We start from the raw sequence: 22,260 nt of genomic DNA, 5'->3' as shown, positions 1-22,260 counted from the left end.
ACCGCACGCCCTTTCCGAGGAAACACGCCATGCTCAAGACGCTCGCCCGCGCCGCTGCCGCACTCGCCGTCGCTTCCGTTTCACTGCACGCCGCCGCGCAGACCAGCTACGACTACCTGTTGCTCGCCGCGTCGTGGGAGCCGGGTTTCTGCGCGTCGCACGACACACCGGAATGCACGAACCTCGCCGGCTCGTATGCGGCGACGAGCCTGTCGCTGCACGGGCTGTGGCCGAACCGCTACGACGGCAATCAGCCGTTCTATTGCGGCGTGCCGCAGAGCGACATCGACCTCGACAACGCGCACCAGTGGTGCAGCATGGACGCATACCCGATCAGCAGCGCGACCCGCAACACGCTGTCGACGTACATGCCGGGCGTCGCATCGTGTCTCGACAAGCACGAATGGTTCAAGCACGGCACGTGTTCGAATTCGGCGACGCCCGATGCTTACTGGAATCAGGCGTCGGGCATGATCAGCCGGTTGGGCAACACGTCGTTCAACGCGTTCCTGCAAGCGAACGCGGGCAAGACGGTCACGCGTAACCAGTTGCTGTCGGCGTTCGAAGGCGCGTTCGGCAGCAACACGCGCAGCGCGGTGTCGCTGAAGTGCACGAAGACGAACGGCGTGAGCTACTTCACCGAAGCCTGGATCGCGGTGAAGACGAATGCGACCGCGCAGTTTCCGAGCGCGGCATCGCTCGTGACGGACGGCAATACGCAGGGCACGTGCCCGACGTCGGGTGTGTTCATCGCGAAGTGACGGGGCGCGGCTGACGTGTGCGATATCGCGCACGTCGCGAGCGGTCGGGGCTGCAGCAGGACGGTGGTATGGGCATTCCGGCATGTCGGCGTGCCGTTGACGACGCGCGTGCGGGTTTGTCGGTCGGCAAGACACCACCGCTGCCTGCGTCGACCGACCGCGCTCAACGCGCCGCGGACGGCACGCCGAACCACCGCGTCGCCGTCGGCACGTCCGTCAGCGCAGCCTCGAGCCCGCCGTCGGATGCATGGTGTCGAACGGCGGTGCGACGAGTCCGTCGTCACGCCAGCAGCCGCAGCGCATCCGCGAGCGACAGCACCGTCGTGCGCGATTCGAACGCGGTGGCGAACAGATGCTCGTGGACGATCGGGTCCGGGTCGTAGCAGCAATCCTTGACCGTGTAGAGGCCGAAATCGGCGTCGCTCGCGTGGGCGATCGACGACAGCATCACGCCGGTCGATGCGATGCCGACCATGATCAGCGAATCGACGCCCTGTGCGACGAGCCGCGCCTGCAGATCGGTGCCGAAGAATACGCTCGCGCGATGGGCGACGATCAGCGGTTCGTCGGGCTGCCTGGCCAGTTCGGGACACGGGGCGTCGTCGATGAAGAGGCCGAGCTGCTTGATACCCTGGCCGTTCTTGTTGCGCGGGCTGACTTCCGGATAGCCGGGGCTGAAGCGCAGATTCGCGAACCAGACGCCGACGCCGGCGGCTCGCGCCGCGTCGCAGAGACGGCGCGTGTTGGCGAGCAGCTCGGGCGCGACCGACGGGAAGAGCCCGAGGATATCGGTCTGGTAATGCATGACCAGCAGCGCGGTTTTGGATGGCACGATGGGCGGGATCGGCGCGGAGGAGCTGCTGCCGGCGTCCGCGCGGGCAGGGGTTGCGATTGCTGATGCGTTGTCCGGATTCATGCGTGGGGTTCTCCAGTAATCGCTTCGGAATGTCGGAAAATCGGTGGTGCGGTATATGTCGCGAGTCACGTCGGCGCCAGCGTGCCCCGTACCGGCGGAAATATAAGTTCTGGTGTGATTCCTTCGGAATGAACCGTGCAGGCGCCGCGCAGCCGCCAACGGCCGGGATCGGCAAAACGGCCACGCGCGACGGTCGCAGCCCAACATCCGAAATGCCGCGCCACGAACGCATTTTTGTCGTTTCCGCAAGCCGCTATCATGGACGTTCCTCTTAAAGGAGAACACCCGATGAGCCGGCCGGATTTCATCAAGCACTGGACTGAACTCGAAGAACCGGATGCGCATTCCTATCGCGGCGATACCGAGCCAATGGCGCTCGATGCGCCGCTTTCGGCCGCACTCGGCATCACGCGTATCGGGATCCATCATGTCAGACTTCTGCCCGGACGGCGGACATCATATCCGCACGCCGAAAGTACCGAGCAGGAGTTCGTGTACGTGCTCGAAGGCAAGCCCGATGTATGGATCGACGGCGTGCTTCACCCCATTGCCGAGGGCGATTCCGTCGCGTTTCCGGCAGGTACCGGAATTTGTCACACCTTCATCAACAATACGAAGGATGAAGTCAGATTGATGGTGATCGGCGAACGTCCTCGCGACGACAACCGTATCCGGTACCCGCTCAACGAAGCGTACGAACTGACCCGCGCGGACCGATGGGTGGACTGGCCCACCCGGCCGCTCGGAGACCATAACGGGATGCCGGACTGATGCTCACGCGTGAGCGTCAGCCGACGACCTGTCAGCCACGATATCCCGGCGAGCGACCGCCGTACTGTGCGGGTTCGGCCCGTCGATGCAACGAATGGATGAATCGCTCGGCCGATCCATCTCGGGTCACCGCGCTATTTCTTTGAAATCAATTCAGTCATATATTGATTCAGATCGCGAAAATCTTTAACCGTCCATGAATGTGGGGGCAGCTTTGTGCCATTTTCACGCAAGGTTTTCGGAATCAGATCTCCGTTTGGGCGAAGTATGATGGATGAAACGATAACGCCCGGATAATCACTAAGCCGTTTTTTGAAAGCGGGTGTCGTAAGATCGGGCGTAGGCGGACTGCTTTTATTGGCCAACGGTCCCGTTCCTCGGGCGTCTGCTCCATGGCACATGGCGCATCTCGCCAGGAAGATCTTTTTCCCGTTGTCACTATCCGCAAAGGCTGCGGGTGTTTGAGAAAACAACGAAATTCCTAGTGAAGCGATGAGCAATATTTTCATTTTCTTAATTTCTTGTATGAGCCTTCGGAAGGGTATGCCGATATTTACCTGCCGCCATTGCGCCAAATGAGACGCGCTCAATTTCGCCGCCTCAAAAATCGACCTTCCCGTATAAGTCGTCAACCACTCCAGCGCCAGCGTCCCCGCATACCGGCAATATGAGCCGACGTACGGGTACCGCTCGCCGTCTCCTCAATGTCTCCCAAAGAGCTCGAGACTGCCGTCCTGTTTCCTCGATACCATAACCTCTTCCCCACGGCGTAGTTCGTGTTCACCCACACGTTGGTTCACGGCCAGAATGCAGGTGAATCGATCGAAAGTGTCGAATTCAAATGGCCCTGCGTCGCATTCAATACCGAAAATTTTCCGCGGGCGGGGCAGCTCTCCCGAAATCGGCGCTGCGACAGCGCCGTCGACAGCGACCGCCTTGACATGGGTTCCGGCAGGGAGATCGAGCTCATGATCTTGAAGCCCAGAGGCCAGCGTGCAGTCCACGGTGTCCACAAGGTTGACGTATTCGGAGGGAGTGCGCTCCTGATTGTGCGTAAATAGGCCGGGTGCGCACTCGATCCCGGCGAACGATGCCGGCTTCGCAAGCGTTCCCGATGCAAGGTAGCGCGTCTTGTTGTCGACACGAAACACGGCGAAGTCTCCACTCACGGTGAGCCCGAGAAGCGGCGTGTTCGGCGGGACGGTCCCGCTTCGGACCGAGTGTGGCGCGTAGTCGTCCAGGACAACCGTCGAGCCTGGCGGGAACGTCATTCCGTCGAATACCGTTGCCCGTGTGAGGTGGTGGGTGTACCAGGCGCTTATTGCATGGTCATAGCCGTCGGCAATTGCACGATTGTTGAAAAGCGCGACAACCTGCACGAACACCAGGCAACCGAGAAAGACCGCGCCGCATCTCCAGGCCTTATGCTTGCGAACGCGACCGTTCAACCCGAAGGCCACGACGATTAGCGTGATCGGTACGGTGACTGCAAGCGTCAAAAAAGCAGGATCGCCAATGCCGATATCCCGTACAACGCCATTATCGAGTCTCCGTTTGATCAGCTTCTGCCGCGAACCATGTTGACGTGCTGCCGATATCGCCCATTGCGCCGGGTGAGGCGAGGCTAACTTCGCCGCCTCAAAAAATCGACCTGCCCGTATAAGTCGTCAACCATTCCAAAGCTAGCGTCCCCGCCAACGAATTCCCGTTCGCATCCAGCCCCGGCGCCCACACGCACACCGCCATCTCCCCGGGCAGCACCGCGACGATCCCGCCGCCGACGCCGCTCTTCGCCGGCAGCCCGACGCGATACACGAAATCGCCGGCCGCATCATAGGTACCGCAGGTCAGCATCAGCGCCGACAGCCGCTTCGCGGAACTCGAATCGACGATTCGCTCGCCGGTCGCCGGCGCGACGCCGCCGTTCGCAAGAAACAGCGCGGCGCTGGCGAGCTCGACGCAGTTCATCGTGATCGCGCACTGGCGGCAATACGCATCGATCACCGTGTCGGGCGGCATCTGCATGTTGCCGAAGCTCGCCATGAAATGCGCCATCGCGCGGTTGCGCTCCGCGTGCTGCAATTCCGATGTCGCGACGCGCGAGTCGTAGTCGATGTCGTTCGCGCCGATCAGCCGCCGCACGAATTCGACGAGCGCCGTCTCGGCCTTCACGAAGCGGCGGCACAGCACGTCGGTGACGACCAGTGCGCCCGCGTTGATGAACGGGTTGCGCGGTTTGCCGCGCTCGCTTTCGAGCTGGACCAGCGAATTGAACGCGGTACCGGACGGCTCGCGGCCGACCCGTTCCCACAGCGCGTCGCCCAGCAACTGGAACGCGAGCGTGCACGCGAACAGTTTCGAGATGCTCTGGATCGAGAAGCGCTCGTGCGCATCGCCGACGGTGTAAACGTTTCCGTCCAGCGTCACGACGGCCATCCCGAACTTGTCGGCGGGCACTTTCGCGAGTTCGGGAATGTAGTCGGCCACCCGTCCCTGGCCAATCCAGGGGGCGAGTTTGGCGTGGATGCGTTCGAGGATCGTCTGGTAATTCATCGCGTCAGGCAGGGTAGAGGCAGGCCGGATTCCGGCGAGCCCGTATGGAACCGTCCCGGCGCCGATTCGTCAAGCGCGGCCGAAATCGCGCCCTTATTTTCAAGACCGGCAAACAGGCGAGCGGCGGGCGCAGTATCATGCGGTACGTTTCGGCCGCTGGCCGGCGTCCGGCACCGGCCGGCGCCGCCGCCGCGGCTTCTCCGATGATCCGAACGCCGCCCATGTCTTTTCGCATCCTGCTCGTCGAAGACGACACCCGCCTGTCCACGCTGATCGCCGGCTACCTGCGCAAGAACGACTACGAAGTCGATACTGTGCTGCATGGTGACGCCGCGGTGCCGGCGATCCTGTCCATTCGTCCCGATCTCGTCATCCTCGACGTGAACCTGCCGGGCAAGGACGGCTTCGAAATCTGCCGCGAGGCGCGCAAGCAGTACGACGGCGTGATCATCATGGTGACGGCGCGCGACGAGCCGTTCGACGAGCTGCTCGGCCTCGAATTCGGCGCGGACGACTACGTGCACAAGCCGGTGGAGCCGCGCATCCTGCTCGCGCGGATCAAGGCGCAACTGCGCCGCGCGCCCGTGCGCGCGGCCGAGAGCGCCGCGCCGCAACCGGAGCGCTACGCGTTCGGCAAGTTCTCGATCGACCGCACCGACCGCACCGTCGTGCTGCCCGACGGCAGCACGCCCGACCTGACGTCGGCCGAATTCGACCTGCTGTGGGCGCTCGTGTGTCATGCGGGCGAAGTCGTCAGCCGCGACGATCTGATGCTGCAGCTGCGCGGCGTCGAATTCGACGGTCTCGACCGCACGATCGACGGGCGCATCTCGAAGCTGCGCCGCAAGCTGCGCGACGACGCGAGTAACCCGCAGCGGATCAAGACGATCCGCAGCAAGGGTTATCAATTCAGCAAGCACGCGTGGGAATGACGCCGCCGTCGCGCGACGCCGTCACGTTCCGCGCGGACATTCCGCCCGCCGGCCGGGAGCCGCGATGATCCGACGAACCCGTTCTCGCCCCGATGCGCCGCCGCTGCCGACGCTGCGCTACGTCAAATGGCGCTGGCTGCATTTCCGTCGCGCGTGGACCGACACGCGCGCCGACCGTATTCCGAGCTGGTCGCGCCTGTACGTGCGCACCTACGTGCATCTGCTCGGCCTCGTCTTGCTGACCGCGCTGGTGCCCGCGCTCGCGTTGTCCGTCGAATTGTCGCCGCAGGTCGTGTGGCATGCGTTCGACTCGCTGCCGGGCGACATCTGGATCGTGCTGGCGTTCGTGTTCACGGCGCCCGCGCTCGCCGCGTACCGGTGGATGCGGCCGGTGTGGTCGGATCTGGTGATGGTGCGCGAGCGTGCGATCGACTTCACCGGCGGGCGCTTCAACACGCGCGCGCGCGAATCGCACAGCGTGATCATCGGCCCGCTCGCGCGCACGCTGAATGCGCTCGCGATGCGCATGGAGCGGCTGATCGCCGCGCAGCGCGATCTGACGAACGGGATTTCGCATGAGCTGCGCACGCCGCTCGCGCGCGTGCGCTTCGCGCTCGAAATGCTGCGCGAACCGGGTTCGGCGGCCGAATACCAGGGCGCGCTCGAGAGCATCGCGCAGGACGTGACCGAGCTCGAGGAGCTGATCGACATGAGCCTCACGTATGCCCGGCTCGAGTACAGCTCGTTGCAGTCGAACCTCGAGATGACCGCGCCGGTCGCGTGGTTCGAGCACCAGGTGAACGACGCGCAACTGCTGTATCCGGATCGCACGATCGAGTCGCGCATCGCGATCGGGCCGGATCTGCGCGTGAAGATGGATCGGCGGCTGATGTCGTATGCGATGCGCAACCTGTTGCGCAACGCGAGCAAGTACGCGAAATCGCGGATCGTCGTCGGGATCTCGCTCTTGCACGGCAACATCGGGATCTTCGTCGAGGACGACGGTCCAGGGGTGCCCGAGAGCGAGCGCGAACGGATCTTCGACGCGTTCGTGCGCCTCGACCGTCGCACCGGCGGCTACGGGCTCGGCCTGTCGATCACGCGACAGGTGCTCCACGCGCACAACGGCCGGATCGCTGTCGTCGATCCGGTCGAGCTCGGCGGCGCGCGGTTCGAGATCAGCTGGCCGGTCTAGCGCCACGCTGCGCGCGGGCCGACCGACGGCAATCGCGAAGACGCAGGCTACCGGCGGGCGCACGCGCGCCACGGACGCCGCCGAAGCGGCATCCGCGCAGACTCAGTAGGTGCGGCCGAGCTGCAGGTAGAAGTTGCGTCGGCCGCCGGGCGCGAGCGCCACGCCGATGTAGACGGGCCCGAACGCGGTCGACAGGCTCGTGAAGAACGTGTAGCTCTGCTTGAGCGAGCCGCCGCCGATCTGCTGGCCGCTGGACCAGACGTTGCCGACTTCCGCGCTGGCGCCCACCGACAGCGCCTTGATCGGCGATGCATTGAACGTCATCAGCTGGTTCATGTACGTGATCTGCCCGTACGCCAGCTCGTTGCCGTTCAACTGATCGGCCGCATAGGCGGACAGATGCTGGAAGCCGCCGAGCGTGAAGTTGAACGCGTTGATCAGGTTGGTGCCGCCGATGCTTTTGCCGCCTTCGATCGTCGCGCTGACGCTGTGTCGGCCGAACTGCTGCGCAATCATCGCCTTGCCGTAGATCTCGGTATAGGGCGCGTTGTTGATCCCGTCGTCGAATTCCTGCGCCGAGCCGCCGTTGCGCGACACGAGCGAGCGGTCGACCCGCAGTTCGCCGAAATAGCCCTTGCGCGGGAACATCGGATCGTCGAGCTGATCGATCACGAGCCGCGCCCGCGCGACCAGCGCCTGGGACGTGAAGCTCGGCCACAGCAGCGTCTGGCCGCTGCCGTCGTCGAACGGCACGTTGTAGGTCGGCGAGCCGTGCCCGGTCACGTAACCGACGCCGATCCGGAAATCGCCGAGCCGCGCGATCGGCAGGCCCAGATCGATTCCCGCGCGTGCCGTCTGCATCAGGTACTGCGTGATCTTCACGTCGCCGGAGTTGTCGTACAGGTTCGCATAGCGACGCTGGTATTCGGCGTACGGCGACAGGTACACGCCGTACGCGGTCGACAGCGGCTGGCGCAATTCGACGCGTGCCGACTGCAGGTCGCTGCCGATCGTCGTGTCCGCGCGGAATTCGAGCCCCGATTCGGTGAGCCACGGCCGCCGGTAGCCGACGTGCAGGCGGAAGCCGCCTTCGTCGGTCGAACTGCTCGACATGCCGAGCCCGAACAGCAGGAAGTTGGGCCCCCAGTACTTCTCGCGCGCGTTGATCTCGAGCACGTTGTCGTCGCCGCGGCTCACGATCTGCTGCGTGACGCTCTCGAAGTTGCCGCCGGTCGTGAGTCCGAGCAGATCCTGGCTGACGGTCTTCGGATCGTAGATGTCGCCGGGTTTCACGTGCAGCGCGTTGCTGACGACGCGCTTCGGCACGCCGCCGCTCGTCTTGATGTCGATGCGCGTGATCCGGATCGGCGGCGGCAGCGGCTGCGCGTGCGCGGACTGGTAGGCCGCGTACTGTTCCGGCGTGAGCGCGAAACGCCGCAGTTTCGGCAGCGCCGCGGTCGCGGCGGCTTCGCCGGCGGCAATCGCCTGCTTCGCGTTCTGGAAATCGGTGAACGCGAGCGAGCCGAGGTCCGGCGTGAGCAGCACGTCTTGCGCGTCGAGCTGCTTGCGCTGCGCGGTCACGTTCTGGCGGATCAGGATGCCGACCATTTGCTGCATCACGTCGGCAGGCGACGCGAGCGCGTCGAGCGGGCGCAGTTGCGAGCCGATGTCGACGGCGATCACGACGTTCGCGCCCATCTGGCGCGCGGTGTCGACGGGCAGGTTGCTGACGAGCCCGCCGTCCACCAGCGCGCGCCCGTTGATCTCGGCCGGTGCGAACAGGCCCGGCATCGCCATGCTCGCGCGAATCGCGAGCGGCAGCGAGCCGTGGTCGAGCACGACCATCTGGCCCGTCTGCAGGTCGGTCGCGACCGCGCGGTACGGGATCGGCAGGTGGTCGAACGGCTGGTTGGTCGGCACGGCGGCCGTCCAGTCCGCGAGCAGTGCCTGCAGCCGGTTGCCCTGTACGAGGCCGACCGGCGCCTTGACGCCTTTCTTGCCGAAGCCGAGCGTCAGCCCATTGATGTACAGGCGTTCGTCTTCCCGGCTGGTTTGCGGCAGGTCGGCACGGTCCGTCACGTCGAACGCGATATCCGCCAGATTGACCTCCGACAGCCGCTTCTGCATCTCGTCGGCCGCCATCCCGCTCGCGTACAGGCCGCCGACCACGGCGCCCATGCTGGTGCCCGCGATGCAGTCGATCGGAATCCGGTTGTCCGCCAGCACTTTCAGGACACCGAGGTGTGCGTAGCCGCGCGCGCCGCCGCCGGACAGCACGAGGCCGATCGACGGCCGGCCGGCCGGGCCGCCGTCGGCCGTGCAGCTGTGCGCCGACGCGGCGGGTGCGGCAGGTGCGGCAGGTGCGGCGGCCGGCGCGTCGGCGGCAGCGGCAGCGGTCCGGGCAGCGGCGGCTTCGGTGGCCGGCAGCGGTTGCGCGGCGACCGTGCAGCACCAGAAGGCAACGAGCGTCGTGCAGAGCGGGCGCACCGGCGCCCAGCGGAAGAAAACGGTCGCTGTCATGGCGAACATACCTGGCGTGATCGTGCGTCTGAGGCCTGCCGGGAGCAGGCAAGACCGAGAGATTACCGTGTTTTACAGGCCCGACGCGAGAGGCCGTTGCGTAGCCGGACGTACCCGAAACGCCACATTCGGCAATTTCGTCGCGAAAAAATCATGGGAATTGCCTAAAGTATCGGAACGATTTGCCGCTAAGCTCGTGATGGGACGGCATGGACGCGCGGCAAAACGTGCGGCGCGGCTGTCCCGGCCCGTTCCCTCACAAAGGTTTGAAATATGTCGACTCCGCTGTTCGGAAAGTTGTTTGCGCAACCCGTTGCGATCGACCTGGGAACGGCAAGTACGCGGATCTATACGCACGAACGCGGCGTGGTGCTGAACCAGCCGTCGGTCGTCTGCTTCCGCAAGGGCGGCGCAACCGACGCGCGGCCGACGCTCGAGGCCGTCGGCGAGCTCGCGAAGGCATTGCTCGGCCGCGAACCGGGGCATCTCGAATCCGTGCGGCCCATGCGGCACGGCGTGATCGCGGACGCACACGCGGCCGAACAGATGATCCGCAGCTTCATCGACATGTCGCGCACGCGCTCGCGCTTCGGCCGCCGCGTCGAGGTCACGTTGTGCGTGCCGTCCGACGCGACGGCCGTCGAGCGCCGCGCGATCCGCGAGGCCGCGTTCGCGGCCGGCGTATCGGAGGTCGAACTGATCGAGGAATCGCTCGCGGCCGGGCTCGGTGCGGGTTTGCCGGTGACCGAGGCGGTCGGCTCGATGGTCATCGACATCGGCGGCGGGACGACCGAAGTCGCCGTCATCGCGCTCGGCGGCATCGTGTACCGCGAGGCGATTCGCGTCGGCGGCAACCAGTTCGACGCGGCGATCGTCAACCATATCCGCAACCTGTATGGCGTGCTGCTCGGCGAGCAGACGGCGGAGCACGTGAAGAAGACGATCGGCTCGGCCACCAGCGCGGTGCCGCGCACGTCGACCCGCGCCGTTGGCCGCGGCATCGGCGACGGCCTGCCGCGTTCGGTCGAGCTGTCCAATCACGACGTCGCGGACGCGCTGGCCGCGCCGCTCAAGCAGGTGATCGGCGCGGTGAAGTCGGTGCTGGAAAACGCGCCGGCCGAACTCGTGACCGATATCGCGAATCGAGGCGTGGTGCTCACCGGCGGCGGCGCGCTGCTCGCCGGGCTCGAACGCCTGCTGTACGACGAGACCGGGCTGGTCGCGCGGATCGCCGACGAGCCGGCCACCTGTGCGGTGCGCGGCGCCGGCGAGGCGATGGGGCGGCTCGCGATGTGCCCGGTCGATTGAGCCGAGGCGGTGCCGGTCGGGCGCCGCGGTGCAGGCTTCACATTCTTTCGATCTCCCTGTTGCCGGCCCGCGTGGCCGGCATCGCCCATTGCACGGACGGGCGCGGGTGCTGCGCGCCGGCGGCGAGACGACCCGCGTCGGCGTCTCGACGCGCCGGCTGCGCGCGGCGTCGCCGCTCGGCGCGATCGCGAGCGGCATGTTCACCGCGCGCGGCACCGTCGGTTGGCGGCATGCGTGCGGCAACGTGCGGCCGTCGTCGGCGTTCACGTTCGCGGACGGCGGCACGTCGTTCCGGCTGTCGGGCGTGCCGATTGCTCGCGACGGCGCGGTGCTCGAAGCCGACATCGACGCGAACGTCACGCAGCGCCTGACGCTCGGCCTCGCGTTACGGCGGCCGGTATGACACTGGCGTGCGCAACAACGCGATCCTCGGCAAGATCCTGCGGCCATTCCGACCGGCAACCGATGTGCCTGTACGCGACGCCATGCGCCGTTGCTTCGTCGCATCCCGTCGCGGCCGTTTCGGCGCTGCGCACGTGCGCCGTTCTGGCCTATCCTGTGCGAAACACGCGACGCGCGCCGCGCGTTGCGCCTCGACACAGGAGCATCGATGCCGAATCACGCCGAAGCCACGACGACGCAGGCGCCGCAAGTCGCGCCGATTGCCCCGACCGCCGCGTCGGGTCCCGCTTTCATCGCGCCCGAAGCCGATCCGCAGGCGATCGCGCGCAACAACCAGTACGTGCTGAAATCCGGCGACGCGTTCGTGGTCAGCGACGCGCTCGGCGACATCGGCGGGCATGACGACGGCCTGTTCGTCGACGACATGCGCGTGCTGTCGACCTGGCGCCTGACGTTCGGCGGCCGTGCGCCGTCGCTGCTGTCGGGCGCGACGAGCGCCGACAACGCGTCGTTCACCGCGCACCTGACGAACCGCCCGCTGCCGCCGCTCGGCGGCCACGAGACACCCGAGGGCGTGATCCACATCGAGCGGATGCGCGTGCTCGCGGGCGACGTGCTGTACGAAGCGCTGACGCTGACGAACTACGGCGCGAGCGAAGCCGAGGTGCCGCTGTCGCTGTCGTTCGCGGCCGATTTCAAGGACATGTTCGAAGTGCGCGGCACGCAGCGGCCGAAGCGCGGCACGGTGGGCGCGCCGCGCGTCGACGCGGGCGCGGTGCGGCTGCGCTACGACGGCCTCGACCGCGTGGAGCGCAACGTGACCGTGCATTTCTCGCCGGCGCCCGACGCGCTGTCGGTCGATCGCGCCGACTACACGCTGACGATCGCCGCGCAGGCGTGCGTGTCGATCTACCTGACCGTCGACGCGACGCTCGGGCCCGCGCAGGGCGAAGGGCCCGGATGCGGCCGCGTCGCGCTGCGCACGGCGCTCGTCGGCGTGCATCGCGAGATGCGGGCACGGCGCGAGTCGATGGCGCGCGTCAACACCGGCAATCCGCTGTTCGACGCATGGCTCGATCGTTCGCTCGCGGATCTCGGGCTGCTCACCACGCAGCTCGACACGGGGCCGTACCCGTATGCGGGCATCCCGTGGTTCTCGACGCCGTTCGGTCGCGACGCGATCATCACGTCGCTGCAGATGCTGTGGCTGCAGCCGTCGCTCGCGCGCGGCGTGCTGCGTTTTCTCGCCGAGCATCAGGCGCGCGAGACCTCCGCGTTCCGCGACGCGGAGCCCGGCAAGATCATGCACGAGTTCCGCCGCAGCGAGATGGCCGCGACGGGCGAGGTGCCGTTCGCGCTGTACTACGGCGGCGTCGATACGACCCCGCTGTTCATCGTGCTCGCGGGCGCCTATGTCGAGCGCACCGGCGACGATGCGCTGATCGACGAGCTGTGGCCCGCGCTCGAGCGCGCTGCGCAATGGGTGATCGACAAGTGCGACCGCAATCCGTACGGACTGCTCGATTATCAGCGCACGTCGGAGCGCGGCCTCGCGAACCAGGGCTGGAAGGACAGCCACGATTCGGTGTTCCACGCGGACGGCCGTTTCCCGGACGGGCCGATCGCGCTCGTCGAAGTGCAGGCCTATGCATGCGCGGCGCTGGACGCGATGTCGGCGTGTTCGCACCGGCGCGGCCATGCGGCCGACGCGACGCGCTACGCGTTGCGCGCGAAGACGCTGCGCGAGCAGGTCGACGCGCTGTTCTGGATGCCGGAAGGCAATTTCTACGGGATCGCGCTCGACGGCCATGGCGACCTGTGCCGCGTGTTCGCGTCGAACGCGGGCCATCTGCTTGCGTTCGGGCTGCCCGACGCCGAGCGCGGCGCGGCGGTCGCCGGCGTGCTCGGCTCGGCGCTGTTCCAGACGGGGTGGGGCATCCGCACGCTCGCGGCCGGACAGCCGCGTTTCAACCCGATGGCCTATCACAACGGCTCGGTGTGGCCGCACGACAATGCGCTCATCGCGCGCGGCCTCGCGCGCTACGGCGACAAGACGGCGGCGGTGAATCTGCTGCGCGCGCTGTTCGAGGCGGCGGTGAGCTTCGAGATGCGCTTGCCGGAGCTGTTCTGCGGATTCCCGCGCCGGCGCGGCGAACCGCCGACCGCGTATCCGGTGGCCTGCCTGCCGCAGGCGTGGGCGGCCGGCGCGCCGTTCATGATGCTGCAGGCGTGCCTCGGCGTGAGCATCGACGCGGCGCGCCACGAGGTGCGCGTCGAGCGTCCGGCATTGCCCGAAGGCGTCGACTGGCTGCGGATCGATGCGCTGCGCGTCGGCGACGAAACCGTGTCGCTGACGTTCCGCCGCGTCGACGGCCAGGTCGTCGCCGCAGCCGAGCAGCCAGGCCGCGTGAAGGTGGTCGCGGTGCTGTAGCGGCGTGCCGCGCGAACGTTGCGCGATGTCGCGCCACGTTCGCGCGCGGCGGCATAGAATCGTGACATGACCCCTGAACGATGGCGGAGGTAGACGATGACGACCGACAATCGGCCCGACGACGGCGAGCACAAGCTCGAGAATCTGGAAGCGGCGGTCGACCACCTGCACAAGTCGATCGAATCGCAGAGCATCGCGGTCGGCGCGGCGAAGGGCATTCTGTTCAGCCTGATCGAAACGCTCGGCGCACTGATCGGCGATCCCGACCTGCCCGAGCATGCGCGTTCGGGCTACGAAGCGCTGCGCGACAAGGCGAGCGAATTGCGCGGCGGCCTCGACCGCCATTGACGCACGGGCGGCGCGGGGGCAGGCGCTGCCCGATTCGGCAGACGCAGCACAAAACCCCGTGCGCTCAATCAGTTAGGTGCCCGATACGCAGGATATCCACAAGCTTGCCAACACAATCTGTGGAGAACCGCCCGGCCATCGGCCGGGTGCGCCACGCGTGCGCGGCGTGCGGTTCGACAATCGTTGCGGTGCCACACCATTGACCGGCCAAGGTCCGTGAACTGAATCCCCTTCTGTATCAAGATGTTACGCGCCCGATCTGGCGGATATCCACAGGCTTGCCAACAAAATCTGTGGACAACTCGCAATCGATTGCGTCGCAGGCGTTGAGGATCCGGCCGGAATGCGACGGGTGCGCGAAGCCCGTGCGCAAAGGCTGCTCGCGCCGCGCATCGGCGCACGAATGCGTGCGCGATCAAAGGCTTAGGCCCCGGATACCCAGGATATCCACATCCTTGCCAACACATTCTGTGGACAAGCGCGGCCGCGTTATTCGATGGGTGCCGCGCCGGCCGCTTCCGCCACGATCCAGTCGCGAAAGAGCGTCATCGCGGGCGTCAGCGGTTTCGACTTCAGCGACGTGAGCCAGTAGCCGCCCGCGCGCACGTCGATGTCGAACGGCCGCGCGAGCTGGCCGAGTTGCAGTTCGCGCGCGAACATGCAGGCGGGCGCGAGCGCGACGCCCGCACCTCGTATCGCGGCCTCGACCATCAGCCGTGACGAGTCGAACACCGGCCCGTTGACGGCCCACGGCTCGAGCTGCGCGGCGTCGAACCAGCCGAGCCATTCGTCGGTGCGGTACGAGCGCAGCAGCGTTTCGTTCGCGAGGTCGGCCGGCTGCGCGAGACGCCGCGCAATGTCCGGCGTGCACAGCGCGGTGAGCGGCGCATCGAGCAGTTGCTCGTTGCGCGTCGCCGGCCAATTGCCGACGCCGAAGCGGATCGCGAAATCGAGGCCCTCGGCGGCGAGGTCGACGACGTTGTTGTTGGTCCGCAGCCGCAGCTCGACGAACGGGTGCGTGTCGCCGAACTGCTTCAGTCGCGGCATTAGCCAGCCTAGGGCAAAGGTGCCGACGACGCCGAGCGTCAGCACCTCGTGGAAGCGCCCGCCGTCGAACTGCTTGAGCACCGTCTCGATGCGGCTGAACGCGTCGCTCAGCACCGGCAGCAATGCGCGCCCTTCGTCGGTCAGCCCGAGACCGCGCGGCAGCCGCGTGAACAACGTGCAGCCGAGCCGCTCCTCCAGCGAGCGCACCTGCTGGCTGACCGCGGCCTGGGTCACGCTCAGCTCGAGGCCGGCGCGCGTGAAGTTCAGGTGGCGCGCCGACGATTCGAACGCGCGCAACGCATTGAGCGGGAGATGAGGGCGGAGTTTTGTCATAAGTATTTCTTTTGTCAGCGCTCAATTATCGTTGCTTGTCAGGCAACCGTAAAGTCTCGATAGTGCTGTCTCGGCGGCCGGCCGTTTTCGACACGCAACATCGTTTTGCCGCCATTCCACCACGAGACAACCGACATGACCTACTCAACGAAACGTCGAACCCTGTTGCTGGCCGCCGCGACGGCGCCGCTCGTTCTCACCGTCACCGCGTGCGCGTCGCGGCAGGCTGCGGCGCCGGACCCTGCCGCGGCGGCAGCGGCGGCGGCTGCGGACGCCATCGCGCCCGTCGCGGCGGCGACGACGCTCGCCGATCTCGAGCGCGACGCGGGCGGCCGTCTCGGCGTGTGTGCGATCGACACGGCGAGCGGCCGCGTCATCGAGCATCGCGCGGGCGAGCGCTTCCCGTTCTGCAGTACGTTCAAGGCGATGCTGAGTGCGGCGGTGCTCGCGCAGAGCGTCGAGCGGCCGGGCCTGCTGCAACAGCGCGTGACGTATACCAAGGCCGACCTCGTCAATTATTCGCCGGTGTCGGAGAAGCATGTCGGCGCGGGCATGACGGTCGCCGCGCTGTGCGAGGCCGCGATCCAGTACAGCGACAATTCGGCCGCGAACCTGCTGATGAAGCTGATCGGCGGCCCGTCGGCGGTCACGGCTTACGCGCGTTCGATCGGCGACGACATGTTCCGTCTCGATCGATGGGAGACCGAACTGAATACCGCGCTGCCGGGCGACCCGCGCGACACGACGACGCCCGCCGCGATGGCCGCCAGCATGCGCGTGCTGACGCTCGGCGACGCACTGCCGGCGGCGCAGCGTGCGCAGCTCGTCGCGTGGCTGCGCGGCAACAAGGTCGGCGACAAGCGAATTCGCGCGGGCGTGCCGGCCGGATGGACGGTCGGCGACAAGACCGGTACCGGCGATTACGGGACGACCAACGATGCGGGCGTCATCTGGCCGACGTCGCGCGCGCCGATCGTGCTGGCCGTGTACTACACGCAGACGCGAGCCGATGCACGGGCGAAGGACGACGTGATCGCGTCGGTCGCGCGCATCGTCGCGCGGACGTTCGGTTGAGCGGCGTGGCACGGCGCGCGTGGCGAGGGCCGCGGGCGCGCCGTGCCGCAGTCGTGACCCGCACGATCAAACGTTGTGCGATCAACGACTTAGGTCGCGCATGCTCAGGATATCCACATGCTTGCCAACAAAAATTGTGGACAAGCCCGCGCGCCGCGGCGCCCGGCGCGACGCGCGCCGTCGTGCCGCATTTGAAGCGACGCGAACAAAGTCTTTCGGATCAAGCGCTTGGTCGCGGTATGCGCAGGCTATCCACACGCTTGCCAACACAATCTGTGGACAAGCACGGCAGCCGGCGCGTCACGTGCCGGCGCGGCCTGCAACGAGCGATCGGGTGTCGTCGTGCCGTTTTCGAGGCGGCGCGGACAAAGTCTTTCGGATCAAGTGCTTGATCGCGGTATGCGCAGGCTATCCACATGCTTGCCAACACAATCTGTGGACAAGCTCGCGCGCGGCCGCGACCGCAACGCTCAGGGCTGCCGATCGTCGACGGCGGGCCAGCGCGCGAACGCGAACACCCACAACATGATGAAGTTCAGCACCGGGACGAACATCGTCAGGATCCACCAGCCCGAATGCCCGGTGCGTCGCACGATGCGGACGTACGGATAGACGACGATGGCGACGAGCACGAGCGAGACGAGCAATTGCCACGCGGTGAAGTGTTCCATGGTCTTCCTCGGAGTGAGGTGTCGCGATACGGTGCCGGCGGCACGACCGGCCCGGGGCGGCCACGCGCATGGCCGACGATGCGCGGCCTGCGTGCGGCTTGCGTGATCTTGATGCGCGGCGGGCACGGGCGTCAAGGCATCGGCAGGGCGCTGCGCGGGCGCCCGATCGTCCTTGTTCGCGCATGCCGATGCCGCGCGTTGCCGAAACCGTGACGCGCGGCACGAATCGCAGGCCGATCAACGGGTTAGCGCAGGCTTGCGCAGGATATCCACAAGCTTGCCAACAAAATTTGTGGGTAAGTGGCGCAGCGCCGGTCCGGTATGCGTGCGGGGGTGTCGACGCCCATCTGATGACGTACATTGGGACGGACATCGTCGTGGCATCGTGATGCGATGTGCGGCGAAGCGGTGAAGGCGATGGCCATTGTCCGGGCCTTGTCTGCATCACGCGTGCCAAAGTCCATCGGATCAAGGGTTTAGCGCCGCGGTGCGCAGGATATCCACAAGCTTGCCAACATTTTCTGTGGAGAAGTCCGCATTCGCGATTCGGCCGATGCCACGCGCTGCCACGCTTCGCACGCCGGCTCACGCCGTGCAGATACCGGCCACGCCGACCTTCTGGAACAGGTGCGGGCTGGCGACGGCGGACGACGGACAGGCCGACGGCTTCGCGTCGAATCCCGGACCGCGTAGTTCAGGTAGGTCGGGCTTTCGCCGAGCGCGCGATGAAGCTGCGTCGAGATGACGCTTCATGAATTCCGCGTCGGCTTGCCAGACGGCGACGACAACCAACGCGGGCGCGCGCTTGCCCCGGTCCGGCGCATTTGCCGCGCACGCACGACAAACCCTTACCGATCAAGGGCTTGTTGCCGTTGCTGAAAGGTTGTCCACACGCTTGCCAACATAATCTGTGGACAAGCCGCCCGCCGCCCGCACATCAGCTCGGCTGCGGGAAGCGCACCGTGACGGTCAGCCCGCGCCCGCCGTGCGTAGTCCCGAGCGCGACGGTCGCGCGATGCTGTTCGGCGATCCGCTTGACGATCGACAACCCGAGCCCGCTGCCCGACGACGTGGCGGCTTGCGCGCCTTCGCCGCGATAGAAGCGTTCCCACACGTCCGCGCGTTCGGCCTCCGGGATGCCGGGGCCGTCGTCGGCGACTTCGAGTATGGGCGTCGCGCCGTCCATGCGCGCCGACACGTCGACGCGCGCGCCTTCGCCCGCATAGCGGATCGCGTTGTCGACGAGATTGTTCAGCAGCACGCGCAACGTGTCGGCATTGCCCGCCGTCGTCACGGGTGCACCGACGATCGCACCGAGATCGATCCGGTGCGCGTCGGCGACGCGCGCGCGGTCCGACACCACCGAACGGCACAGCGCGGCGAGATCGACCGGCGCCGACGCGCCGGCGGCCGCCTGCGCATCGGGCTCGAGGCGTGCGAGCGTCAGCAACTGTTCGGCGAGGTGGCCGAGGCGCGTCGTGCCCGCATGGATCTGCGCGAGGATGTGCTCGCGTTCCTCGGCAGTCGCCGCACGTTGCAGCAATTGCGACTGGATCGACAGCCCCATGATCGGCGTGCGCAGCTCGTGCGCGGCATCGGCGATGAAGTGCCGCTGCAACGTGAACGAGCGGTCGAGACGGGCGAGCAGGTCGTTGATGGCCTCGGCAAGCGGGCGGACCTCGTTCGGCATCGATGCGACGTCGACCGGCTCGAGGTTGTTCGCATTCCTGCGTTTCAGGCCGGACGCGATTGCCCGCAACGGCCGCAACCCCGCGCCGATGCCGAACCACAGGCCGAGCGCGAGCAGCGGCAGCATCGAGAACACGGGCCACAGCAGGTGGACGGCGATGCCCGCGATCGCCTCCCAGCGCGCATGCCGCGCCTGCGCGAGCCGGATCGTCGTGCCGCCGCGCTCGGTCACATAGGTGCGCCACGGCTGGCCGCCGACGTCGACGCTCGCGATGCCTTGCTGCGCGGGCGGCGGCAGCTTCGAGTCGCGGTCGGTCGAATACACGAGCGCGCCGTTGCGCCATACCTGCAACAGCACCGCATCGGGGTCGCTCGCTTCGAAGCCGTGCTTGCCGGTGGCGTGGTTGCTGAACGACAGCTCGCCGTTCGGGCCGACGACGATCTGTTTCGACATGCTGCGCATCTGGTCGTCGAGCAGATCGTCGAGTTCGCGCAGCGCGCCCCAGTAAGTGCCGGCGCTCGCGACCAGGCCGATCACGCACGCGGCCGGCAGCAGCCACGTCAGCAGGCGCCGCCGCAACGACGCGTTGCGCCAGCGCGCGACCGCGCGTTGCATGCGTGTCACGTGCCGTCACCGATCCGGTAGCCGACGCCGCGCACCGTGCGGATCATGTCGTGGCCGAGTTTCTTGCGCAGGTTGTGGATATGCACCTGCACCGCGTTGCTCTCGATTTCCTCGCCCCAGCTGTACAGCCGTTCCTCGAACTGTTCGCGCGAAATCACCGCGCCCGGTTCGCGCATCAGCTCGTGCAGCAGCACGAATTCCTTCGGCGACAGCGGCACTTCGTCGTCGTCGAGCCAGACGAGGTGCTTGACGGGATCGAGCCGCAGCGGGCCGATCGCGAGCGTCGTCTGCGCGCGGCCTGCATGGCGGCGGCTGACCGCGCGAATGCGGGCGAGCAGCTCGTCGAGCGCGAACGGCTTGACGAGATAGTCGTCCGCGCCGCTGTCGAGGCCCGCGATGCGGTCGGGCACGCCGTCGCGCGCGGTGATGATGATCGCGGGCAGGTTTTCGTCGCGGCGGCGCAGCGCGGCGAGCACCGACAGGCCGTCGCGGTTCGGCAGCCCGAGATCGAGCAGCAGCAGCCCGTAGCCGGTCGCACGCAGCGCGAGCGACGCGGCGTCGCCGTCCTTCACCCAGTCGACCGCGAAGCCTTCCTGTTTGAGGCCCTGTTCGAGCCCGCTGCCGATCAGCGGATCGTCCTCGACGAGCAGTACGCGCATGGATTCGTGTCTCTCCAACGGGGGCGCCGCGGCGCCCGGGGTTCTCATGATAAGCGCACGCGTCTTAGGCCGAGCTTAAATGCGCGCGGTGCGCGGCCCGCGTTCGTACTGGTCCAAATGCGGCACCGTGTCGCTCCGGCATGCCCTTCAGGTTTGCTTAATCTTACGATCCGTAAGCTGGCGCCGTCGCGTTCAACGGAGCGCGGCGCCACATCGAAGAAGAGGACCGAGATCATGAAACACCTGGCCAGAATCCTGGCGGTCGCGCTCGTCGCGCTGCCTGCCGCCGTCTACGCGCAATACACGGGGCCGTCCGCGCTGACCACGACGACCGTGAAGGCGCTGCTCGCCAACGGCCGAGACGACCAGCACGTGCAGTTGCAGGGGCGCATCGTCAAGCACGTCGGCGGCGAGGATTACGAGTTCGCCGACGCGACCGGCACGATCCGCGTCGAGATCGACCCCAAGCTGTGGGCCGCGGGCCAGCCCGTCAGCGACAAGAACGAAGTGAAGCTGACCGGCGAATTCGAGCGCAAATGGTCGGGCCGCGTGAAGGTCGACGCCGATCACGTCGAAGTGCTGCGCTGACGGTGGGCGCGGGGCCGGTGATACCATGGGCGACCGGTTTCCGTTCCCACCAAGATGGCCGCCAATTTCGACGAACTCGCGTCCCGGATCCGGGCGCAATTTTCCGAGCTGAGCCCGCAATTCCAGGCGGGCGCCGCCTTCCTGCTCGATCATCCCGACGAAGTCGCCACGTCGTCGATGCGCAAGGTCGCGCAGCGCGCGCAGGTGCAGCCTGCGTCGCTCGTGCGGCTCGCGCAGCAATTCGGCTTTCCCGGCTGGAACGAGCTGCGCGACCTGTGCGTCGCGCGCGTGCGCACGCGTCCCGAACCGCTCACGCAGCGTGCGCGCTCGCTCGTGCGGCCCGACGCGAAGGCGTCGCTCGCGCACGATCTGCTCGCCGCGCAGCAGCACAACCTGTCGGCGACCGCCGCGCAGAACGAGCACGCGCTCGCGGATGCGGCGAGGCTGATCCGCAAGGCGTCGCACGTGCACGTGGCGGGTTTTCGCTCGTGCTACCCGGTCGCGTTCGGTTTCGTCTATGGCTACCGGCTGTTTCGTCCGACCGTGTCGTTGCTCAACGGCGTCGCCGGTTCCCTCGAAATGGAGTTGCGCACGATCGCGAAGCAGAACGTGACCGTGATCGTCAGCTTCGCACCGTATTCGGCCGAAGCGACGCGCGTCGCGCAGGCCGCGAAGGCGCAGGGCAGCCGGATCGTCGCGATCACCGACAGCGCGGTGTCGCCGATCGCGCTGCACGCGGACGCGCAACTGATCTTCACGCACGACAGCCCGTCGTTCTTTCCGTCGCTGGTGGCCGCGCATGCGATGGCCGAGGCGCTGGTCGCGCAGTTGCTGGCGCTCGAAGGCAGCGATGCGATCGCGGCGCTCGAGCGGACCGAAGCGGAACTGCACGCGAAGGGCGCATACGTCGTTTGACGGGCGCGGCATGCACGGTTTCCGCCCACTTTCATCCACGACCCCACGCAACCGATGACGTTGACCTATGCCGTGACCGATGCGGGCGACCCGGAGGTGCGCAAGCAGATCGTCGCGCCGCTCATCCGCTTCAACGAAAGCCAGGCCGGCCCGGTCGACTCCCGGCCGCTGGCCGTGATCGTGACCGACGAGACCGGCGCGGTGGTCGGCGGCCTGTGGGGCGGCACGGCGTTCGGCCGGCTGCATGTCGACCTGCTCGTGGTGCCCGAGGCCGCGCGCGGCCAAGGCGCCGGCACGCGCATCATGGATCTGGCCGAACAGGAGGCCGTCGCGCGCGGTTGCCACGGTGCGTGGCTCGACACGTTCGACTTTCAGGCGCGGCCGTTCTACGAGAAGCGCGGCTATGTCCGCTTCGGCGAGCTCCACGATTACCCGGTCGGGCACACCCGCATCTTTCTGACGAAGAAACTCGCGGGCTGAGCGGCGCCGCGCCGCACGATTGACGACGCCGGCGGCCGTCGC

General features: G+C 67.0%; 20 protein-coding genes and 2 pseudogenes. 12 read left to right on the top strand and 10 right to left on the bottom strand.

What is annotated here, in order from left to right; all coding sequences use genetic code 11:
• Nucleotides 1–29: 29 nt before the first annotated feature.
• On the top strand, nucleotides 30–761 hold the full coding sequence (locus tag WS95_RS08305) for a ribonuclease T2 (protein WP_034204357.1): 732 nt from the start codon (nucleotides 30–32) through the stop codon (nucleotides 759–761).
• Nucleotides 762–1,041: 280 nt separating this feature from the next.
• Here the strand turns inward: WS95_RS08305 and WS95_RS08300 are convergent, their stop codons facing one another.
• Complete coding sequence (locus WS95_RS08300) at nucleotides 1,042–1,677, bottom strand: isochorismatase family cysteine hydrolase (RefSeq protein ID WP_034204358.1); 636 nt, start codon at nucleotides 1,675–1,677, stop codon at nucleotides 1,042–1,044.
• A gap of 288 nt (nucleotides 1,678–1,965) precedes the next feature.
• Between WS95_RS08300 and WS95_RS08295 the strand changes: the two genes are divergently transcribed.
• Nucleotides 1,966–2,448, top strand: coding sequence for a cupin domain-containing protein (locus WS95_RS08295; RefSeq protein WP_034204359.1), 483 nt, complete (start codon nucleotides 1,966–1,968; stop codon nucleotides 2,446–2,448).
• Nucleotides 2,449–2,582: 134 nt separating this feature from the next.
• Here the strand turns inward: WS95_RS08295 and WS95_RS32900 are convergent, their stop codons facing one another.
• The 3 genes from WS95_RS32900 to WS95_RS08285 all read right to left on the bottom strand — a co-directional run bounded on the left by WS95_RS32900 (nucleotide 2,583) and on the right by WS95_RS08285 (nucleotide 5,001).
• Nucleotides 2,583–2,957, bottom strand: coding sequence for a cytochrome c (locus WS95_RS32900; protein ID WP_082746878.1), 375 nt, complete (start codon nucleotides 2,955–2,957; stop codon nucleotides 2,583–2,585).
• Nucleotides 2,958–3,149: 192 nt separating this feature from the next.
• A complete protein-coding gene (locus WS95_RS08290; RefSeq protein WP_156444457.1) occupies nucleotides 3,150–3,947 on the bottom strand; it encodes a hypothetical protein in 798 nt (265 codons plus the stop codon).
• A gap of 139 nt (nucleotides 3,948–4,086) precedes the next feature.
• Nucleotides 4,087–5,001, bottom strand: coding sequence for a glutaminase (locus tag WS95_RS08285; protein ID WP_059823252.1), 915 nt, complete (start codon nucleotides 4,999–5,001; stop codon nucleotides 4,087–4,089).
• Between the two features lie 221 nt (nucleotides 5,002–5,222).
• On the opposite strand from WS95_RS08285, the gene WS95_RS08280 reads away from it, so the two are divergent.
• Together WS95_RS08280 and WS95_RS08275 are read left to right on the top strand one after the other, a co-directional pair.
• Nucleotides 5,223–5,933, top strand: coding sequence for a response regulator (locus tag WS95_RS08280; protein WP_034204362.1), 711 nt, complete (start codon nucleotides 5,223–5,225; stop codon nucleotides 5,931–5,933).
• 64 nt (nucleotides 5,934–5,997) lie between these two features.
• A complete protein-coding gene (locus WS95_RS08275; protein ID WP_034204363.1) occupies nucleotides 5,998–7,128 on the top strand; it encodes an ATP-binding protein in 1,131 nt (376 codons plus the stop codon).
• A gap of 102 nt (nucleotides 7,129–7,230) precedes the next feature.
• On the opposite strand, the gene WS95_RS08270 is transcribed toward WS95_RS08275, so the two are convergent.
• On the bottom strand, nucleotides 7,231–9,648 hold the full coding sequence (locus WS95_RS08270; protein WP_059823250.1) for a patatin-like phospholipase family protein: 2,418 nt from the start codon (nucleotides 9,646–9,648) through the stop codon (nucleotides 7,231–7,233).
• A gap of 273 nt (nucleotides 9,649–9,921) precedes the next feature.
• On the opposite strand from WS95_RS08270, the gene WS95_RS08265 reads away from it, so the two are divergent.
• From WS95_RS08265 to WS95_RS08250, 4 genes and pseudogenes are all read left to right on the top strand, one after another.
• The gene (locus WS95_RS08265; RefSeq protein ID WP_059786030.1) at nucleotides 9,922–10,956 is read left to right on the top strand and encodes a rod shape-determining protein; all 1,035 of its coding nucleotides are present in this window, start codon (nucleotides 9,922–9,924) and stop codon (nucleotides 10,954–10,956) included.
• A 94-nt stretch (nucleotides 10,957–11,050) separates the two neighbouring features.
• Nucleotides 11,051–11,408 (top strand): annotated as a pseudogene (locus tag WS95_RS08260) (autotransporter domain-containing protein); the annotation flags it as partial.
• Between the two features lie 158 nt (nucleotides 11,409–11,566).
• Entirely contained in the window at nucleotides 11,567–13,789 is a 2,223-nt protein-coding gene (locus WS95_RS08255) for an amylo-alpha-1,6-glucosidase (RefSeq protein WP_059823246.1), read from the top strand.
• A gap of 96 nt (nucleotides 13,790–13,885) precedes the next feature.
• Entirely contained in the window at nucleotides 13,886–14,137 is a 252-nt protein-coding gene (locus tag WS95_RS08250) for a hypothetical protein (protein ID WP_006482135.1), read from the top strand.
• A 489-nt stretch (nucleotides 14,138–14,626) separates the two neighbouring features.
• Here WS95_RS08250 and penR read toward each other — a convergent pair whose 3' ends face one another.
• The gene (penR, locus tag WS95_RS08245) at nucleotides 14,627–15,517 is read right to left on the bottom strand and encodes a beta-lactamase transcriptional regulator PenR (RefSeq protein WP_059823245.1); all 891 of its coding nucleotides are present in this window, start codon (nucleotides 15,515–15,517) and stop codon (nucleotides 14,627–14,629) included.
• Nucleotides 15,518–15,652: 135 nt separating this feature from the next.
• On the opposite strand from penR, the gene blaPEN-B reads away from it, so the two are divergent.
• On the top strand, nucleotides 15,653–16,591 hold the full coding sequence (gene blaPEN-B / locus WS95_RS08240) for a PEN-B family class A beta-lactamase (protein ID WP_059823243.1): 939 nt from the start codon (nucleotides 15,653–15,655) through the stop codon (nucleotides 16,589–16,591).
• Between the two features lie 470 nt (nucleotides 16,592–17,061).
• Here blaPEN-B and WS95_RS08235 read toward each other — a convergent pair whose 3' ends face one another.
• The 4 genes and pseudogenes from WS95_RS08235 to WS95_RS08225 all read right to left on the bottom strand — a co-directional run bounded on the left by WS95_RS08235 (nucleotide 17,062) and on the right by WS95_RS08225 (nucleotide 20,235).
• Nucleotides 17,062–17,262: a hypothetical protein gene (locus WS95_RS08235; RefSeq protein WP_059502489.1), complete on the bottom strand. Its 201-nt coding sequence runs from the start codon at nucleotides 17,260–17,262 to the stop codon at nucleotides 17,062–17,064.
• Nucleotides 17,263–17,847: 585 nt separating this feature from the next.
• Nucleotides 17,848–18,045: pseudogene (locus WS95_RS35645) on the bottom strand (antibiotic biosynthesis monooxygenase); the annotation flags it as partial.
• Between the two features lie 154 nt (nucleotides 18,046–18,199).
• A complete protein-coding gene (locus WS95_RS08230) occupies nucleotides 18,200–19,567 on the bottom strand; it encodes an ATP-binding protein (RefSeq protein ID WP_373557149.1) in 1,368 nt (455 codons plus the stop codon).
• 5 nt (nucleotides 19,568–19,572) lie between these two features.
• The gene (locus tag WS95_RS08225) at nucleotides 19,573–20,235 is read right to left on the bottom strand and encodes a response regulator (RefSeq protein ID WP_034204371.1); all 663 of its coding nucleotides are present in this window, start codon (nucleotides 20,233–20,235) and stop codon (nucleotides 19,573–19,575) included.
• 234 nt (nucleotides 20,236–20,469) lie between these two features.
• Here WS95_RS08225 and WS95_RS08220 point away from each other — a divergent pair, with 234 nt between their 5' ends.
• The 3 genes from WS95_RS08220 to WS95_RS08210 are packed head-to-tail and all read left to right on the top strand — an operon-like array spanning nucleotide 20,470 to nucleotide 22,218.
• Entirely contained in the window at nucleotides 20,470–20,823 is a 354-nt protein-coding gene (locus tag WS95_RS08220) for a YgiW/YdeI family stress tolerance OB fold protein (RefSeq protein ID WP_034204372.1), read from the top strand.
• A gap of 54 nt (nucleotides 20,824–20,877) precedes the next feature.
• Entirely contained in the window at nucleotides 20,878–21,738 is an 861-nt protein-coding gene (locus tag WS95_RS08215) for a MurR/RpiR family transcriptional regulator (RefSeq protein ID WP_034204373.1), read from the top strand.
• 54 nt (nucleotides 21,739–21,792) lie between these two features.
• Nucleotides 21,793–22,218 (top strand): GNAT family N-acetyltransferase, encoded by a 426-nt coding sequence (locus WS95_RS08210; protein ID WP_059823239.1) that lies wholly within the window; start codon nucleotides 21,793–21,795, stop codon nucleotides 22,216–22,218.
• Nucleotides 22,219–22,260 lie beyond the last annotated feature (42 nt).

The organism is Burkholderia sp. MSMB1826, from assembly GCF_001526325.1.
Classification (GTDB): domain Bacteria; phylum Pseudomonadota; class Gammaproteobacteria; order Burkholderiales; family Burkholderiaceae; genus Burkholderia.
Note: the sequence above shows the minus strand (reverse complement) of the source record. Positions and strands in the feature narration are given on the sequence as shown.

Excerpts from the sequence above, each read along its gene's own strand:
- WS95_RS08280 (WP_034204362.1), top strand. The coding sequence starts at position 5,223 with ATGTCTTTTCGCATCCTGCTCGTCGAAGACGACACCCGCCTGTCCACG.
- WS95_RS08255 (WP_059823246.1), top strand. The coding sequence starts at position 11,567 with ATGCCGAATCACGCCGAAGCCACGACGACGCAGGCGCCGCAAGTCGCG.
- penR (WP_059823245.1), bottom strand. The coding sequence starts at position 15,517 with ATGACAAAACTCCGCCCTCATCTCCCGCTCAATGCGTTGCGCGCGTTC.
- WS95_RS08230 (WP_373557149.1), bottom strand. The coding sequence starts at position 19,567 with ATGCAACGCGCGGTCGCGCGCTGGCGCAACGCGTCGTTGCGGCGGCGC.
- WS95_RS08225 (WP_034204371.1), bottom strand. The coding sequence starts at position 20,235 with ATGCGCGTACTGCTCGTCGAGGACGATCCGCTGATCGGCAGCGGGCTC.
- WS95_RS08250 (WP_006482135.1), top strand. The coding sequence starts at position 13,886 with ATGACGACCGACAATCGGCCCGACGACGGCGAGCACAAGCTCGAGAAT.
- WS95_RS08275 (WP_034204363.1), top strand. The coding sequence starts at position 5,998 with ATGATCCGACGAACCCGTTCTCGCCCCGATGCGCCGCCGCTGCCGACG.
- WS95_RS08300 (WP_034204358.1), bottom strand. The coding sequence starts at position 1,677 with ATGAATCCGGACAACGCATCAGCAATCGCAACCCCTGCCCGCGCGGAC.
- WS95_RS08305 (WP_034204357.1), top strand. The coding sequence starts at position 30 with ATGCTCAAGACGCTCGCCCGCGCCGCTGCCGCACTCGCCGTCGCTTCC.
- WS95_RS08220 (WP_034204372.1), top strand. The coding sequence starts at position 20,470 with ATGAAACACCTGGCCAGAATCCTGGCGGTCGCGCTCGTCGCGCTGCCT.
- WS95_RS08265 (WP_059786030.1), top strand. The coding sequence starts at position 9,922 with ATGTCGACTCCGCTGTTCGGAAAGTTGTTTGCGCAACCCGTTGCGATC.
- WS95_RS08235 (WP_059502489.1), bottom strand. The coding sequence starts at position 17,262 with ATGGAACACTTCACCGCGTGGCAATTGCTCGTCTCGCTCGTGCTCGTC.
- WS95_RS08285 (WP_059823252.1), bottom strand. The coding sequence starts at position 5,001 with ATGAATTACCAGACGATCCTCGAACGCATCCACGCCAAACTCGCCCCC.
- blaPEN-B (WP_059823243.1), top strand. The coding sequence starts at position 15,653 with ATGACCTACTCAACGAAACGTCGAACCCTGTTGCTGGCCGCCGCGACG.
- WS95_RS08215 (WP_034204373.1), top strand. The coding sequence starts at position 20,878 with ATGGCCGCCAATTTCGACGAACTCGCGTCCCGGATCCGGGCGCAATTT.
- WS95_RS08270 (WP_059823250.1), bottom strand. The coding sequence starts at position 9,648 with ATGACAGCGACCGTTTTCTTCCGCTGGGCGCCGGTGCGCCCGCTCTGC.
- WS95_RS08210 (WP_059823239.1), top strand. The coding sequence starts at position 21,793 with ATGACGTTGACCTATGCCGTGACCGATGCGGGCGACCCGGAGGTGCGC.
- WS95_RS08295 (WP_034204359.1), top strand. The coding sequence starts at position 1,966 with ATGAGCCGGCCGGATTTCATCAAGCACTGGACTGAACTCGAAGAACCG.
- WS95_RS32900 (WP_082746878.1), bottom strand. The coding sequence starts at position 2,957 with ATGAAAATATTGCTCATCGCTTCACTAGGAATTTCGTTGTTTTCTCAA.